At 45.7% G+C, this 14,558-nt stretch carries 16 protein-coding genes; 11 read left to right on the top strand and 5 right to left on the bottom strand.

Annotation, left to right across the window (positions count from 1 at the left end; genetic code table 11):
• The first annotated feature begins 110 nt into the window (after positions 1 to 110).
• The 6 genes from FD961_RS06465 (at position 111) to FD961_RS06440 (ending at position 5,699) form a co-directional block, all read left to right on the top strand.
• Positions 111 to 332 (top strand): hypothetical protein, encoded by a 222-nt coding sequence (locus FD961_RS06465; RefSeq protein ID WP_215393150.1) that lies wholly within the window; start codon positions 111 to 113, stop codon positions 330 to 332.
• Between the two features lie 67 nt (positions 333 to 399).
• Positions 400 to 3,378, top strand: a complete 2,979-nt coding sequence (locus FD961_RS06460; RefSeq protein ID WP_215393149.1) for a formate dehydrogenase subunit alpha — start codon at positions 400 to 402, stop codon at positions 3,376 to 3,378.
• 27 nt (positions 3,379 to 3,405) lie between these two features.
• The gene (gene fdh3B, locus FD961_RS06455) at positions 3,406 to 4,062 is read left to right on the top strand and encodes a formate dehydrogenase FDH3 subunit beta (protein WP_215393148.1); all 657 of its coding nucleotides are present in this window, start codon (positions 3,406 to 3,408) and stop codon (positions 4,060 to 4,062) included.
• Positions 4,062 to 4,298 carry a hypothetical protein gene (locus FD961_RS06450; protein ID WP_215393147.1) on the top strand — a complete coding sequence of 79 codons (237 nt, stop codon included), beginning with the start codon at positions 4,062 to 4,064 and terminating at the stop codon, positions 4,296 to 4,298. The genes fdh3B and FD961_RS06450 overlap by 1 nt, the downstream gene beginning before the upstream one ends.
• A gap of 47 nt (positions 4,299 to 4,345) precedes the next feature.
• Positions 4,346 to 5,401, top strand: a complete 1,056-nt coding sequence (locus FD961_RS06445; protein ID WP_215393146.1) for a formate dehydrogenase subunit gamma — start codon at positions 4,346 to 4,348, stop codon at positions 5,399 to 5,401.
• A gap of 10 nt (positions 5,402 to 5,411) precedes the next feature.
• Positions 5,412 to 5,699 carry a hypothetical protein gene (locus FD961_RS06440; RefSeq protein ID WP_215393145.1) on the top strand — a complete coding sequence of 96 codons (288 nt, stop codon included), beginning with the start codon at positions 5,412 to 5,414 and terminating at the stop codon, positions 5,697 to 5,699.
• Between the two features lie 7 nt (positions 5,700 to 5,706).
• Here the strand turns inward: FD961_RS06440 and FD961_RS06435 are convergent, their stop codons facing one another.
• Together FD961_RS06435 and FD961_RS06430 are read right to left on the bottom strand one after the other, a co-directional pair.
• A complete protein-coding gene (locus FD961_RS06435) occupies positions 5,707 to 6,426 on the bottom strand; it encodes an ATP-binding cassette domain-containing protein (protein ID WP_215393144.1) in 720 nt (239 codons plus the stop codon).
• Positions 6,419 to 7,114 (bottom strand): ABC transporter permease, encoded by a 696-nt coding sequence (locus tag FD961_RS06430; protein ID WP_215393143.1) that lies wholly within the window; start codon positions 7,112 to 7,114, stop codon positions 6,419 to 6,421. Before FD961_RS06430 ends, FD961_RS06435 begins: the two co-directional genes overlap by 8 nt.
• A gap of 67 nt (positions 7,115 to 7,181) precedes the next feature.
• Here FD961_RS06430 and FD961_RS06425 point away from each other — a divergent pair, with 67 nt between their 5' ends.
• From FD961_RS06425 to cls, 3 genes are read left to right on the top strand one after another with little or no spacing between them, the layout of a single operon-like run.
• Complete coding sequence (locus FD961_RS06425) at positions 7,182 to 7,382, top strand: hypothetical protein (protein ID WP_215393142.1); 201 nt, start codon at positions 7,182 to 7,184, stop codon at positions 7,380 to 7,382.
• Positions 7,382 to 8,134: an endonuclease/exonuclease/phosphatase family protein gene (locus tag FD961_RS06420; RefSeq protein WP_215393141.1), complete on the top strand. Its 753-nt coding sequence runs from the start codon at positions 7,382 to 7,384 to the stop codon at positions 8,132 to 8,134. The genes FD961_RS06425 and FD961_RS06420 overlap by 1 nt, the downstream gene beginning before the upstream one ends.
• Positions 8,131 to 9,609 (top strand): cardiolipin synthase, encoded by a 1,479-nt coding sequence (cls, locus tag FD961_RS06415; protein ID WP_215393140.1) that lies wholly within the window; start codon positions 8,131 to 8,133, stop codon positions 9,607 to 9,609. The genes FD961_RS06420 and cls overlap by 4 nt, the downstream gene beginning before the upstream one ends.
• Here cls and FD961_RS06410 read toward each other — a convergent pair.
• Positions 9,606 to 10,790: a CaiB/BaiF CoA-transferase family protein gene (locus FD961_RS06410; protein ID WP_215393139.1), complete on the bottom strand. Its 1,185-nt coding sequence runs from the start codon at positions 10,788 to 10,790 to the stop codon at positions 9,606 to 9,608. The genes cls and FD961_RS06410 overlap by 4 nt on opposite strands.
• Before the next feature lie 21 nt (positions 10,791 to 10,811).
• Complete coding sequence (locus tag FD961_RS06405) at positions 10,812 to 11,981, bottom strand: acyl-CoA dehydrogenase family protein (protein ID WP_215393138.1); 1,170 nt, start codon at positions 11,979 to 11,981, stop codon at positions 10,812 to 10,814.
• Between the two features lie 158 nt (positions 11,982 to 12,139).
• Here FD961_RS06405 and FD961_RS06400 point away from each other — a divergent pair, with 158 nt between their 5' ends.
• Both FD961_RS06400 and FD961_RS06395 read left to right on the top strand, forming a co-directional pair.
• The gene (locus FD961_RS06400; protein ID WP_215393137.1) at positions 12,140 to 12,643 is read left to right on the top strand and encodes a YqaA family protein; all 504 of its coding nucleotides are present in this window, start codon (positions 12,140 to 12,142) and stop codon (positions 12,641 to 12,643) included.
• A 52-nt stretch (positions 12,644 to 12,695) separates the two neighbouring features.
• Positions 12,696 to 13,472 carry a 3-hydroxybutyrate dehydrogenase gene (locus FD961_RS06395; RefSeq protein WP_215393136.1) on the top strand — a complete coding sequence of 259 codons (777 nt, stop codon included), beginning with the start codon at positions 12,696 to 12,698 and terminating at the stop codon, positions 13,470 to 13,472.
• Between the two features lie 53 nt (positions 13,473 to 13,525).
• Here the strand turns inward: FD961_RS06395 and FD961_RS06390 are convergent, their stop codons facing one another.
• Positions 13,526 to 14,506 (bottom strand): tripartite tricarboxylate transporter substrate binding protein, encoded by a 981-nt coding sequence (locus FD961_RS06390; protein WP_215393135.1) that lies wholly within the window; start codon positions 14,504 to 14,506, stop codon positions 13,526 to 13,528.
• Positions 14,507 to 14,558 lie beyond the last annotated feature (52 nt).

The following is a 14,558-nucleotide window of genomic DNA, read 5'->3' as shown; positions in this document are numbered from 1 at the left end:
CGCTGCAACAGAAATGAGGTGGTATCACCACCTTGTTAAGCCAATATGTCAAAAGTGCAATAAAAGATTAAACTTGATCGCAATCAAGAATAACCATGTAGGAGCATGCCATGAACACTAAAACTAAAGCAGCCGCAAGCGAAGAAACTAAGCCTTCACGTCGCAAGTTCTTTATTGGTGCAGGCGTCGCAGTTGGCGCTGTTGCAGCCATCTCTCAAACTCCTGTTGGCAAAGCCGTCATTCAAGAAATTGGCAGTGCGGTTAAAGAGAAGGGTGATAGCAAAACGATGACAGCCCACATGCGCAAGTACTACGAGAGCACCATGCTTTAAATGCTTCGATTACCCAATATTGATTAACTGCTCTACATAAATAAAAAAACTTTCTCAGGGACAACATATGAGTCTGACTCGTAAATCCAATACCCCACAAAGCAGTCGCTCCACATCACATTTGATTGGTAGCTTATCGCGTGGTTTAAAAGCTGCTGTGCCAACAATGGATCGCCGAACATTTTTAAAACGTTCTGGTGTAGGTGTTGGTGCCGGTATCGCTGCCAGTCAATTAAGCTTGGTGCAAAAAGCAGTAGCGGAACCAAGCAAGGCAATGTTGGATGGTAAAGGCAAGATCGAGGTTAAAAGATCCATTTGTACCCACTGTTCAGTAGGTTGCGCTGTTGATGCCACTGTTGAGAATGGCGTATGGGTTCGCCAAGATCCAGTATTTGATTCCCCGATTAATATGGGCGCGCATTGCGCCAAAGGTGCAGCCTTGCGCGAGCATGGTCATGGGGACTACCGTTTGCGTTACCCAATGAAGTTGGTTGATGGAAAGTACCAACGTATTTCTTGGGATCAAGCCTTAACTGAGATTACTGCACAGATGAAGGGCATTCGAGAGCGTTACTCTCCGGATGCAATGTTCTTCATTGGATCATCTAAGCACAACAACGAACAGGCCTACTTACTGCGTAAGTGGGTTTCTTTCTTTGGTACAAACAATACAGACCATCAGGCTCGTATTTGTCACTCGACCACAGTTGCTGGTGTAGCCAACACCTGGGGTTATGGTGCGATGACCAATAGCTATAACGACATGATGAATGCCAAGGCAGCTTTGTACATTGGATCAAATGCAGCTGAAGCTCATCCAGTATCGATGTTGATGTTGTTGCATGCAAAAGAAAATGGTTGCAAGGTGATCGTAGTTGATCCACGTTATACCCGTACCGCTGCTAAGTCTGACCAGTATGTCCGTATCCGTTCTGGAAGCGACATCCCATTTTTATTTGGCGTTCTGTATCACATCTTTAAGAATGGCTGGGAAGATAAGAAGTACATCAATGATCGCGTTTACGGAATGGATGAAATCCGTAAAGAGGTGATGGAAAAATGGACTCCTGCTGCCGTTGAAGAGGCTTGTGGAGTTCCTGAGGCTCAGGTTTATCAAGTCGCTAAAACAATGGCGATGAATCGTCCAAGTACAGTGGTTTGGTGTATGGGTCAAACTCAGCACACCACCGGTAATGCGATTGTGCGCGCATCATGTATTTTGCAATTAGCCTTAGGTAACATCGGTAAGTCTGGCGGTGGCACTAATATTTTCCGTGGTCACGATAACGTTCAAGGTGCAACGGACGTAGGCCCTAACCCAGACTCATTGCCTGGCTACTATGGCTTGGCTGCTGGCGCTTGGAAGCACTTCGCAGCGATTTGGGGTGTTGATTACGATTGGATCAAGGGTCGCTATGCCCCTGACATGATGGAGAAGTCCGGTACTACGGTTTCCCGTTGGGTTGATGCAGTTCTTGAGAAGAACGACATGATTGATCAGCAGACCAATGTGAAAGGTCTGTTCTTCTGGGGTCATGCACCGAACTCACAAACGCGCGGTCTCGATATGAAGCGCGCCATGAATAAATTGGATCTCTTAGTGGTGGTTGATCCATTCCCAAGCGCAACTGCAGCGATGGCAGCAATGCCTGCTGCAGAAGGTGATGTTGTAAATAAGAATCGCAATGTTTACTTGTTGCCAGCCACAACTCAGTTTGAGACCTGCGGATCTGCTACAGCATCAAACCGCTCATTACAGTGGCGCGAGAAAGTAATCGATCCATTATTCGAGTCCGTGCCTGACCACGTGCTCATGCAAGCTTTTGCAGATCGCCTAGGTTTTGGTGAAGAGCTGTCAAAGAATTACAAGATGCTCAATTCAAAATTTGCTGGCAAGCAATGGCGCGAACCACAGATTGAAGATATCTTGCGCGAAATTAATCGCGGTATGTGGACTATTGGCTACACCGGTCAAACACCAGAGCGTCTCAAGGCTCATATGAGAATGGTTGCTACATTCGATCCGAAGACCTTGAAGTCCCGTGGCGGTGTTGATCCAGTAACTGGTTATGACACCACTGGTGACTACTATGGATTGCCTTGGCCTTGTTATGGTACAGCTGCAATCAAGCACCCTGGTTCACCAAATCTCTATGACACCAGTAAGAGTGTGATGGAAGGTGGTGGTAATTTCCGTGCCAACTTTGGTGTTGAACGTGAAGGCGTGAGCTTGCTTGCAGCCGATGGTTCGTATTCCAAAGGTTCTGCGATCACTACTGGTTACCCAGAGTTTGATCACGTCTTGGTTAAGAAGTTGGGTTGGTGGGATCAGTTAACCGACGATGAGAAGAAGCTCGCTGAAGGCAAGAACTGGAAGACAGACTTGTCTGGTGGTATTCAACGTGTAGTTATGAAAAACGGTTGCCATCCATTTGGTAACGCTAAAGCACGTGCAATTGTCTGGAACTTCCCGGATCCAATTCCAATTCACCGTGAAGCGCTTTACAGTACAAACGCACCAATGATGCGTAAGTACCCAACGATTGCTGACAAGAAGAATTTCTGGCGCTTACCAACGCTCTATAAGACTGTTCAAGATCAAAACTTGAATAACAAGCTTTATGAGAAGTTCCCGATCATCTTGACCTCTGGTCGTTTGGTTGAGTACGAGGGTGGTGGTGATGAGACTCGTTCTAACCCATGGTTGGCTGAGCTACAACAAGAGAACTTTGTAGAGATCAACCCCAAGGCAGCTGCTGATCGTGGCATCGCTCACTGGGATTATGTTTGGGTCAAGTCACCAACTGGAGCCAAGATTAAAGTGCGCGCGTTGGTAACAGAGCGCGTTGATCAAGGAACCGCTTTTGTGCCATTCCACTTCGCTGGTTGGTGGCAAGGTGAAAACATCCGTAAGTATTACCCAGAGGGCGCCGCACCAGTAGTTCAAGGTGAAGCGGTCAATACGGCAACTACTTATGGTTATGACATGGTCACGATGATGCAAGAGACCAAGACCACCATGTGCCAAATCGAAAAATTTGCCTAAGTCAAAAAATAAAGTCAGGAGAACGCTATGGCAAGAATGAAATTTATTTGCGACACAGAACGCTGCATTGAGTGCAACGGTTGTGTCACTGCCTGTAAGAATGAAAACGAAGTACCTTGGGGTGTAAATCGCCGCCGTGTTGTTACCGTGAATGATGGCATCATCGGCCAGGAAAAATCAATATCAGTCGCTTGTATGCACTGTACCGATGCACCTTGTATGGCTGTATGCCCAGTAGATTGCTTCTATCGCACCGATGAAGGTGTTGTTTTGCATGACAAAGATATTTGTATCGGTTGTGGATACTGCTCCTTTGCTTGCCCATTTGGTGCGCCACAGTTTTTGAGTAAAGGTGCTTTTGGTTCACGCAGCAAAATGGACAAATGTACATTCTGTAGCGGTGGTCCTGAGGAGAACGGTAGCGTTGCCGAGTTCGAGAAGTATGGTCGCAATCGCTTGGCAGAAGGTAAGTTACCAATCTGTGCTGAGATGTGCTCAACTAAGGCCTTGATTGGTGGAGATAGCGACATCATCGCCGGCATCTTTAACAACCGCGTAGCTACTCGTGAGAAGAACGGCCATTACCCTGGCTCCAAGGCCTTTGGTTGGACAACTGCTTATGGTGGTCCTGATACCCCAACGCCAACGCCGACACCCGCTGACAAAATTCCAGGAGCTAAATAATGAAAGCCTATTTCAGAACTCTTGGTTTATGTTTTGCCGCTGCAACTATATTGACTGCTTGTTCAGAGCCACCAGAAATTGCAGCTAAGGCCGCTAAGCGTCCCGATGTTGCTCCTTATATGGGCGCTAATAATGGCTTTATGACCAAAGGATGGACCCCTGGTAATCAAGTCAGCTGGACTGAGGCAATCAATAAGCGCAATCAGGGTCAGAATGAATACAGTCGCATCAAGTGATCAACTAAACAACAATAAATAAAACGAAAACGTTTAAGGACATGTGTATGAAACGATCATTTTCTAAGGTTCTGCGTACTTTGATACTGTCTGCTGGTCTATCGCTGACTTTAGCAGGCGGGATCAGTTATGCGGAGCGCGCACCGATGGCTCCATTGCCTTCTCCTAGCGGAGTAGACATTCCTCCGGCATCAGTGCCAGCCAATCCCAACAGTTTGGCTAATGGAACTCAGGCTCAATCTCAGCCTGCCAATCCATCTATCTTCATCATGCCCAATGCGGATCCGCAAAATTACGTCAGCATTCCCGACAAGCAAGCTGGTGTTCTGATTCAACGATCCGGTCAAGCATGGCGAGTGATTCGCAATGGCGTGATTACTGTTTATGGTGGTTGGTTATTGGCAATTGCTTTCTTCGGCATCATTGCGGTTTACACCCTTAAGGGTTCTGTCAAATTGCATGAGCCATTATCAGGTGTCATGATTAAACGCTTTAGCGGATTTGACCGCGCAGTCCATTGGATCATGGCATTTAGCTTCATAGCCTTAGCATTTACAGGCCTGATGATTTTGTACGGTAAGTATTTTGCAATGCCTTTAATGGGCGGAATGGCTTACGGTTCATTCCTATTTGTCTGTAAAAATATTCACAATTTCTCTGGGCCATTATTCACGCTGAGCATTGTTATTTTCTTTATTCTCTTTGTTGGAAAGAATATTCCTGAAAAGGGTGATCTCGAGTGGCTCCTGACCTTTGGGGGCATGTTCAGTGGTAAACATGTGCCAGCCGGTTTTTTTAATATGGGTGAAAAATTCTGGTTTTGGTTTGGTATGACTTTCTTGGGCTTGGTGATTTCAGCATCCGGTTTTGTGCTCGACATGATCGTGCCATTTATGCAGATTGAATATCTGCGCGGCACAATGCAGATTGCCAACATCATTCATAGCACTGCCGCTATTTTGATGACCACCATGGCAATGGGCCATATTTATATCGGTACCATTGGTATGCAGGGCTCAATCGACGGCATGAAAACTGGTTACGTTGATGCTACATGGGCTAAAGAGCACCATGAAATTTGGTACAACAAAGTTAATAAATAAGGATAAAGCCATGAAAAAAATCATTGCTTTTGTATTGTGCGGACTTACTTGTGGAGCTGCTTTTGCAACATTGCCACCATTAAGTCCTGAGGCCCAAGCAGCTGCAGATCTAGCTAAGGCTAAAACAGCTTATGGCGATAAAGTTTCTGCCTATCAACTTTGCCAGGCGCAAAATCGCGTAGCGGATCGATTTAAAGTTGCTGGTACACCAGCACCAGCAGCATGTGTAGCGCCACCACCTTTTGTGGCACCAGTAGCGGCTGCGGCTCCTGCTCCAGCGACGCCCGCAGCTAAATAAGACGGCATTAGTCTACTAGCAGCTCTTGTTGTAAGTATCGTTTTGCTGCAGTTGTTTGTGGATTAGAAAAGAAGGGACCTACGGGTCCTTTTTCTTTTATTTCGCCCTGGTCAATAAAGAGAACATATTCCGCAAGTCTTTGTACTTGCGCCAGTTGATGAGACGAAAAAATAACATCAGACCCTTCTTGATTGAACTCGCGAATCATTTTTTCAACTTGCTCGGTTGCATTGGGGTCAAGGTTTGCAGTGGGCTCATCTAACAAGACTAAATTGGGTTTTTGCAAAAGCGCTCTACCAAAACAGAGTTTCTGTCTTTCTCCGGCTGATAATTTATGTGCTGGACTTGCAGCAAGAGACTGCAATCCAACGCGTTCAATCACTCGCTCAATATCACTGGTTGTAATTGAAGTATCCACATCTTTTACTAAACTCAGGTTAGCTCTGGCTGATGCCTTGATCATGGGGGTGTGATGCAAGACTAGGGCGGTCTTTACTGTAAAAGAATAAGAGATGCTTCCTGTGTCTGGTGCAATTAAGCCATTGAGAAGTTTGAGTAGGGTGGTCTTGCCAGCACCATTGGGGCCTATGCAAGCCGTAATGCGGTCTGCTGGAATGATGGCATGGGGAATATTAAGGATTGTTTTGCCATGACTTTGAACGGTAATATTTTTGAGTTCAATGAACTTGCTAAATTGCTCTAGTACGTTGTTGGTAGAGTTAACCATAGCGGTACTCCGCAATCTGCCGAACGACAAAAGTGATGATGTTAGCGATTAGCACGATTGCCAGCAAAACAATTCCGAGAGCAAGTGCTAGGGGTAAATCACCCTTACTGGTTTCTAATGCAATGGCTGTTGTCATTGTTCTGGTGGAATGATCGATATTTCCACCCACAATCATTACTGCGCCCACCTCCGAAATAGCCCTGGCAAGACCGGCAAGTATGGCGATAGTGAGGGAAAAGCGACAGTCCCAAATAAGCCATTTATAACGAGAGATTGCACGGAGACGCAGACTCAAAAAGGAATCCCTATGAATTTTCCAGGAGTCTTCCAGAATCTGACGGCTTAGGGCTGCAATTAAGGGGGTGGTAAGCAAGATTTGGGCAAGGATCATACCCTTGACGGTAAATAGCCAGCCCCAAGCTCCTAGGGGGCCTGTACGAGACAGTAGTAGGTATATAAGTACACCCACAATCACCGTCGGCACCCCCATTAAGGTATTGAGGGTCACAATAATCGTCTTTTTCCCCTTAAATTGCTCTGTGGCTAGGAGTGCTCCAATAGGCAATCCCAGAAGGGTTCCAAAGAACAAAGCCGTCAGACTGACTTGGAGTGAGACAAGAACGATCCCAATTACACCCCCATTTAAATGGGCAAGCAGGGTGATGGCGTCTTGAAAAGCGTTCAACATGTATTCGATTCTATCAAGGCGATGGCAAAATGGTCTTAATGAGACCAACCCCTTTAATTATTGACCTATGGCTGAAGTAGTTTGCCTCTGTAACGAGGTCCTTGATCTTGACCTACGTGAGTATTTGGATAGTCATTCAATCAATTCTATTGATGAGTTGAGGGAGCAAGCCTCAATCTGCAATAAATGTATGCAGTGCCAAGAATTGGTAGAGAGCGAAATTTATATGGCGCGCATTCGACGCCAGAGTGCAGCGGGGCAGGCTTAATGTCAATAGGTAAGGGTATGCGCTTCACCGTCATGAGCATGAATGTGCATAAAGGAATGTCGCCCTTGCATCGCTATTCCACAATTCATCAATTGCGCCAAAGGATGAGAAGCCATCATCCCGATCTATTATTTCTCCAAGAGCTACAGCAAGAACATCGAGGTAGGACTAGACGATTTAGCTCATGGCCCCTTACCGAGTTAACTCACTTTTTCTCTGAAGATTTTTGGCATGACTGGCATTACGGAAAAAACGTAGAGTATCCAGACGGCCATCATGGCAATGCCATTCTTTCTAAGCATCCTCTGCACAAGGGTCAGAATTACGATATTTCTGCATATCGCTTTGAAAAGCGAGGGCTATTACATAGCATGATTCAACTCGATGAACTCAGGCCGGCCATTCATTGTTTCTGTGTGCATCTTGCACTATTTGAGCGAGGTAGAGAGCGTCAATTGGAAGAGATCATTCATCATATTGATGTATTGACTAATGGCGCTCCGACCATTGTTGCTGGCGATTTTAATGATTGGCGCAATCGCGTTAGTGCCCCCATGCAAGAAGCGGGCTTTAAAGAGGTTTTTGAGGTATTAACTGGTGCACCCGCGAGAACATTTCCTAGCGTTAAGCCTCTACTGCCCATGGATCGTATTTATGTGCGAGGCATCAAAATCCATTCTGCTGAAATTTTGTATGAATGGCTTAAATTATCAGATCACCTAGGTATTACTGCTGAATTGGAGTTGCTATGAATGACTTATTAAGCTTTTTTACCAACACACACTCTGAGCTCAATTTGAGATTGATCTTATTGGCTCACTTCTTGTTGGTTACGTATTTTATTTTCGTAATTATCTCTGTAAGAAGGCCGGTTGGCGTAGCTTTTGCATGGATATTCATTGTGATGACATTTCCTCTGCTGGGGATTGGTTTATATGTTTTGATTGGCGAGCGTCCGGTTGGAAGGGCTTTGACTCGAAAAATTATTCGTATGAACCGTGAATACGAGAGTATTACGAAGCTCATGAGGCAGCAATTTATTGGCGATAGAGAGAAGTTGCCGCTTGAAGGAAGGGCCTTAAGTCTCCTAGCAGAATCTAAGAATGGATCTCCTGTAATTGCCGGAAATAAGATTGAATTGCATACGGATTCATTAAAAATCTTACAAAATTTTGTTGATGAAATTAACCAGGCTAAAAAAAGTTTGCACTTAGAGTTTTATATCTGGGCTATAGGCGGTGATGCGGATCGGGTATGCGAGGCCTTGATAGCGGCGGCTCAGCGTGGTGTAGCATGCCGCGTTTTATTGGATTCGCTGGGAAGTAAAGATTGGTTTAAGTCTTCTTGGCCTGCACGTTTCAGAAATGCAGGCATACAAGTAACTGAAGCTCTACCAATCCAGATAGGTCGCTTCCAGTTCAGGCGCGCTGATTTGCGCTTGCATCGAAAGATATTCGTGATTGATGGTGCTGTTGTTTGGACTGGAAGTATGAACTTGGTTGATCCGCGAACCTTTAAGCAGGACTCTGGGGTAGGTGAGTGGGTAGATGCCATGGTTCGCATTGAAGGCCCTGTTGCATCCCAGTTTGAACTCACTTTTTCTTTTGACTGGAGTGTTGATAATCCTAAGATTACCCACTTCAATGATCGTGAGCCACCAGTCTCACCACATGAAGGCGGCGTTTTAGCGCAAGAGTTTTCATCTGGCCCGGTGTATCGAGACGATATTCTTTATCAAGTGCTGTTGTCAGCCATGATGGATGCGCGCGATGAGTTAACCATTACTACGCCTTACTTTGGTCCTGATGATGGCTTGCTCCAGGCCTTGATGGCGGCGGCTGCCCGCGGTGTAAAAGTGACCTTGATTGTTCCGAAGTTGAATGATTCCAAATTGGTTGCCTGGAGCAGTAGAAGCTTCTATAGCGACCTATTGAATGCGGGAGTGAGGATTGCCGAGTTTCATGGAGGCTTGCTGCACACCAAGAGCCTCTTAATTGATAAGAGAATTGCTATATTTGGCTCAGTTAATTTTGATCAACGCAGTCTGCGCCTGAACTTTGAGATAAGCCTGATTATTTACAACGATGATTTTTGCGCTAAGCTAGAAAAATTGATTGAATCTTATTTGGCGCAATCTGATTTTGTAGATTTGAAAGTTTGGGAAAAACGACCCCGTTGGCACCACTATTTAGAGAATGCTGCCCATCTCACCTCGCCACTACTTTAGACCGCACCACTCGAACGCATACTGATGATCTCTGCATCAGTTATTCCAAGCTCCCGAAGAATGGAATCAGTATGCTGACCTACTGCTGGAATAGGATCCATGCGATAAGCGTAGCTATCATTCAAGCCCGGTGGTAGCAGTGCCGGAATTCTGCCATTTGGTGTGTCTACTTCAGTCCAGCGATTACGGGCCTTCAGCTGCTCGTGCTTCCAAAGCCCCGCCATATCATTAAGGTGGGCGTTTGCAATTTGCGCCTTCTCTAATCTTGCAATCAGTTGCTCAGATGTCAACTTGCTAAAGCAGGCATTAATAATTTCAAGTAGTTCAGAGCGTTTTTCATTGCGCTTGAAATTTTTATCAAAGCGTTCATCTTTGGCAAGGTCTGGATTTTCTAGAGCGATTTCGCAGAACTGTACCCACTCACGTTCGTTTTGAAGACCTAGCATGACGGTTTTGCCATCACCTGCTTTGAAGGGGCCGTAAGGATATATCGTTGCATGAGAAGCGCCATTTCTAGAGGGCGCATCAGCACCATCGTAGGCGTAATACAAGGGAAAGCTCATCCACTCGCCCAATGATTCAAGCATAGAAACATCAATCACTGAGCCCTTGCCTGTTTTGCCCCGCTGCAATAGGGCCGCCAGGATATTGGTATACGCATACATTCCTGCTGCAATATCAGCAATGGAGTTTCCCGCCTTGCTAGGGGTCTCTGGTGTTCCGGTTACCGAAAGAAATCCTGCCTCACTCTGAATGAGTAAATCATAGGCTTTTTTATCACGATAGGGACCATTGTTGCCATATCCAGAGATATCGCACAAGATCAATTGCGGATTTTCTTGATGAAGTAATTCGGCAGTCAGACCCATGCGTGCTGCAGCACCAGGTGCTAAATTTTGTACCAACACATCCGCTGTTTTAAGAAGTGTTTTTAGGGCCGCAAGGGCTGCTGGCTGCTTTAAATCTAGCGTCAAGCTTTCTTTGGAGCGATTGACCCAAACGAAATGCGAGGAAAGATCTTTGACTTGCTTGTCATAGGCTCTTGCAAAATCACCGCTACCTGGACGTTCAACTTTGATAACCCGAGCACCCAGATCGGCTAGTTGACGTGTGCAAAAAGGGGCAGCAATAGCATGCTCAAGAGAAACTACGGTAATGCCATCTAGCGGGCGAATACTCATATTCAATATCTATCAGGAAAATTAGAAGGATCTTGGTAGACCAAGAATATGCTCAGCCACGTAGGAGTAGATGAGGTTGGTAGAGATGGGAGCTACTTGATAAAGACGCGTCTCTCTAAACTTTCGCTCAACATCATATTCATTGGCAAAACCAAATCCACCATGGGTCTGTAGGCAAACATTAGCAGCCTCCCATGATGCTTTTGCAGCTAAGAACTTGGCCATATTAGCTTCTGGGCCACAGGGCAGTTGTTGATCAAATAATTCACAAGCCTTAAAGCGCATGAGATTGGCCGCTTCAGTTTCAATATAACTATCTGCAATCGGGAACTGAATACCTTGATTTTTACCAATCGGGCGATCAAAAACTACGCGATCATTGGCATAACGTCTAGCGCGATCAATAAACCAGTAAGCATCGCCAATACATTCAGCGGCAATGAGGACGCGCTCCGCGTTGAGGCCATCTAGGATGTATTTAAAACCCTGACCTTCCGTGCCGATTAAATTTTCCGCTGGGATTTCTAGGTTGTCGAAGAAAACTTCATTCGTTTCATGATTCACCATATTGGCAATAGGTCTCACTTCCATACCGTTGCCAATCGCATCGGCAAGATTAACGATAAAGATCGACATGCCTTCTGATTTGCGTTGAACTTCATTAATGGGGGTTGTACGCGCTAAGAGAATCATCAAATCTGAATGCTGAATACGAGAGATCCAAACCTTTTGACCATTCACTACATACTTGCCACCTTTTTTGACGGCAGTAGTTTTGAGTTTGGTTGTATCTGTGCCTGTAGTTGGCTCAGTGACTGCCATGCTTTGTAAGCGAAGTTCACCTGAAGCAATCTTTGGAAGATACATTTTCTTTTGAGCTTCAGAGCCATGGCGAAGCAATGTACCCATGTTGTACATCTGTCCATGGCATGAACCAGAGTTGCCCCCAGAAAAATTAATTTCTTCCATGATTACTGAGGCTTCTGCCAATCCCAATCCAGAGCCACCATACTCCTCAGGAATGAGTGCAGCCAGCCAACCTGCCTCAGTCATCGCCTTTACGAAGGCATCAGGATAGCTACGCTCATGATCAATCTTTTGCCAATAAGCTGAATCAAAGCTATTGCAAAGGTCACGCAATGCTTCGCGCATATCTTGGTATTGATCCGGCTTAGGTATGGGGTGATTCATGAATGTCTCGTTTAGTAGGATTTACGCTGATTTTTGCGCTTAAGGCACTAGTTTAAGCAAGATTTGAAAATCCTGGAGATTGGGTAAAACAGGGCAAAATAGCTTCAGTAGGGTTCAGAGAACCCTCAGAAAGTCATGGATAAAAGGGTGAGTATTTAATGGATCAAGCCTTACAGCATTTTTTTGGATGGTTTGGTATGCCCTCAGTGGGTTTGCCAGCAGTATTTATCAGCTCCTTTGTTTCGGCAACACTCCTTCCGGTTGGTTCAGAGCCCATACTTTTTGGGTATATCTCGCTAAATCCGCAGCTCTATTGGGTTGCAATTGTGGTGGCTACTGTTGGGAACACCCTTGGAGGCATGCTCGATTGGTGGCTTGGCCTCATTGCCCGAAGAAGTATGAAATCCGTTGGCGAGCCAAAAGATTCTCGTCTCAAGGATTGGCTGGAGGCCTGGGGCCCCAAGATTTTGCTGCTCTCATGGCTACCAGGTTTTGGTGATCCCTTATGTCTTGCGGCGGGATGGTTGAGACTCGCATGGCAACCATGTCTGATTTATATGTTTTTTGGCAAGCTTTTCCGTTACCTCACGCTAACCTGGTTATTGACTCTGGTGCCAGATAGTTTTTGGCACCAATTAGGCCATTGGTTGCATCTGATTTAGAACCACTCGTTGTATCCTATATTTTTATTTCTTCATTCTTGAGAGCACTGATATGTCTTCTTTAAAAGGTAAAACAGCCCTAGTTACAGGATCCACTAGCGGTATTGGTCTAGGTATGGCAATTGCTTTGGCAAAGCAGGGCGCCAACATCATGGTTAATGGCTTTGGTGAAAAAGATGAAGCAATGGCAAAGATTAAGGCTTGTGGTGTGGAAGTGGATTACCACGGCGCTGATATGAGTAAACCTGCTGAGATCAAAGATCTGATTGAGCAAACCGAAAAACGTTTTGGTTCATTGGATATCTTGATTAATAACGCTGGCATTCAGTACACAGCAAATATTGAAGACTTCCCAACTGATAAGTGGGATGCCATCATTGCTATTAATTTAAGTTCTGCATTCCATACAACGCATCATGCGCTCCCAGGGATGAAAAAACGTAACTGGGGTCGCATTATTAATATTGCTTCCGTTCATGGTTTAGTGGCTTCTACACAAAAAGCAGCTTATGTTGCTGCCAAGCATGGCATCGTTGGCTTGACTAAAGTAACCGCTCTTGAAAATGCACGTACCGGAATTACTTGTAACGCCATTTGTCCTGGATGGGTTCTAACTCCCTTAGTGCAAAAGCAGGTGGATGCCCGCGCTGAGCGTGATGGCGTTTCTAACGAGGTCGCCAAGAGTGCCTTGGTTTCAGAGAAGCAACCTTCAGGCGAGTTTGTCTCCCCTGAGCAATTGGCTGCGTTAGCGGTATTTCTTTGCGGCCCTGATGCCTCAGAGGTTCGTGGTGTCGCCTGGAATATGGATGGTGGCTGGACTGCTCAGTAGTAAAAGTAATTACTTGGATGGTAATTCAGGAAAAACAATAACTGCTGAATCATTTATTCAGCAGTTATTTTTCTATCTGCAATAATTTTTCCCCAAGTAGTCGATTGACTGGCGATGTACTTTGCCAAATCTTCACGACTTCCAGGGTTTGGTGTGAGGCCATGTTCTGCTAACTGTGCATTTGTAGTTTTGTCTTTCAAGACTGCTACCAAGGCTTTGTTCCACTTTTCCAAAATGATGTCCGGTGTCTTCCCAGGCGCCACAAATGCATACCAATTGCTGGCATCAAACCCAGGATAGCCAGACTCTGCAATCGTTGGGACATTCGGCAATGTGGGCGCGCGCTTTAAGCCTGTTGTTGCAATAGGGATGAGTTTGCCGTTTTTAATGTAGGGATCGGCAGTCGCTAGAGCGGAATAATAGGATGAAACTCTGCCGCCTAGGAGGTCCACCATAGCGGGGCTGCCACCTTTGTAGGGGACATGTACGGTATCAATATCAGCACGTACATTCAATAGTTCGCCTTGTAAATGGGATGCTGAGCCGCTACCTGTTGATGCAAAGGTAATCTTGCCTGGGTTCTTTTTAGCAAGAGCAATATATTCTTTGAAATTCTTGACCCCTAACTCTGGAATCACCACTAAGACATTTGGGAAAGTGACTCCCATCGTTAGTGGTGCTAAATCTTTCTGAGGATCGTAAGGGAGCTTCATCAGATGTGGGGCAATTGATAATGGACCAATTGAGCCAAACAGAATGACGGATCCATCCGCAGGTGCGGTAGCGGTGTAGGCATGAGCAATATTGCCGCCGGCACCAGGCTTGTTATCAACGATGACGTTTTGCCCTAAATCTTCACTCAGCTTTTTGGCGATGATGCGCGCTGCACTATCTGCTGAGCCTCCTGCTGAGAAACCAACCACCATCGTGATGGTCTTCTTGGGTGGGAATTCTTGAGCTTGGGCGCTAAAGGAGCATCCCAAGATTGCTATAAGGGCGCAATTGAGCGACTTGAGGAAAAGCGAGGTAGGCATAGACTGTCTCTTTTAGCTTATTGTTTTTTCTAATTTTGCCCTCTAAAGCAGG

The organism is Polynucleobacter sp. TSB-Sco08W16, from assembly GCF_018687455.1.
Classification (GTDB): domain Bacteria; phylum Pseudomonadota; class Gammaproteobacteria; order Burkholderiales; family Burkholderiaceae; genus Polynucleobacter.
The sequence above is the reverse complement of the archived record's forward strand: the minus strand, read 5'-3'. Positions and strand labels throughout refer to the sequence as shown.

Bases quoted from the DNA above. Each gene is read 5' to 3' on its own strand.
- FD961_RS06465 (WP_215393150.1), top strand. From the start codon at position 111: ATGAACACTAAAACTAAAGCAGCCGCAAGCGAAGAAACTAAGCCTTCA.
- FD961_RS06460 (WP_215393149.1), top strand. From the start codon at position 400: ATGAGTCTGACTCGTAAATCCAATACCCCACAAAGCAGTCGCTCCACA.
- fdh3B (WP_215393148.1), top strand. From the start codon at position 3,406: ATGGCAAGAATGAAATTTATTTGCGACACAGAACGCTGCATTGAGTGC.
- FD961_RS06450 (WP_215393147.1), top strand. From the start codon at position 4,062: ATGAAAGCCTATTTCAGAACTCTTGGTTTATGTTTTGCCGCTGCAACT.
- FD961_RS06445 (WP_215393146.1), top strand. From the start codon at position 4,346: ATGAAACGATCATTTTCTAAGGTTCTGCGTACTTTGATACTGTCTGCT.
- FD961_RS06440 (WP_215393145.1), top strand. From the start codon at position 5,412: ATGAAAAAAATCATTGCTTTTGTATTGTGCGGACTTACTTGTGGAGCT.
- FD961_RS06435 (WP_215393144.1), bottom strand. From the start codon at position 6,426: ATGGTTAACTCTACCAACAACGTACTAGAGCAATTTAGCAAGTTCATT.
- FD961_RS06430 (WP_215393143.1), bottom strand. From the start codon at position 7,114: ATGTTGAACGCTTTTCAAGACGCCATCACCCTGCTTGCCCATTTAAAT.
- FD961_RS06425 (WP_215393142.1), top strand. From the start codon at position 7,182: ATGGCTGAAGTAGTTTGCCTCTGTAACGAGGTCCTTGATCTTGACCTA.
- FD961_RS06420 (WP_215393141.1), top strand. From the start codon at position 7,382: ATGTCAATAGGTAAGGGTATGCGCTTCACCGTCATGAGCATGAATGTG.
- cls (WP_215393140.1), top strand. From the start codon at position 8,131: ATGAATGACTTATTAAGCTTTTTTACCAACACACACTCTGAGCTCAAT.
- FD961_RS06410 (WP_215393139.1), bottom strand. From the start codon at position 10,790: ATGAGTATTCGCCCGCTAGATGGCATTACCGTAGTTTCTCTTGAGCAT.
- FD961_RS06405 (WP_215393138.1), bottom strand. From the start codon at position 11,981: ATGAATCACCCCATACCTAAGCCGGATCAATACCAAGATATGCGCGAA.
- FD961_RS06400 (WP_215393137.1), top strand. From the start codon at position 12,140: ATGGATCAAGCCTTACAGCATTTTTTTGGATGGTTTGGTATGCCCTCA.
- FD961_RS06395 (WP_215393136.1), top strand. From the start codon at position 12,696: ATGTCTTCTTTAAAAGGTAAAACAGCCCTAGTTACAGGATCCACTAGC.
- FD961_RS06390 (WP_215393135.1), bottom strand. From the start codon at position 14,506: ATGCCTACCTCGCTTTTCCTCAAGTCGCTCAATTGCGCCCTTATAGCA.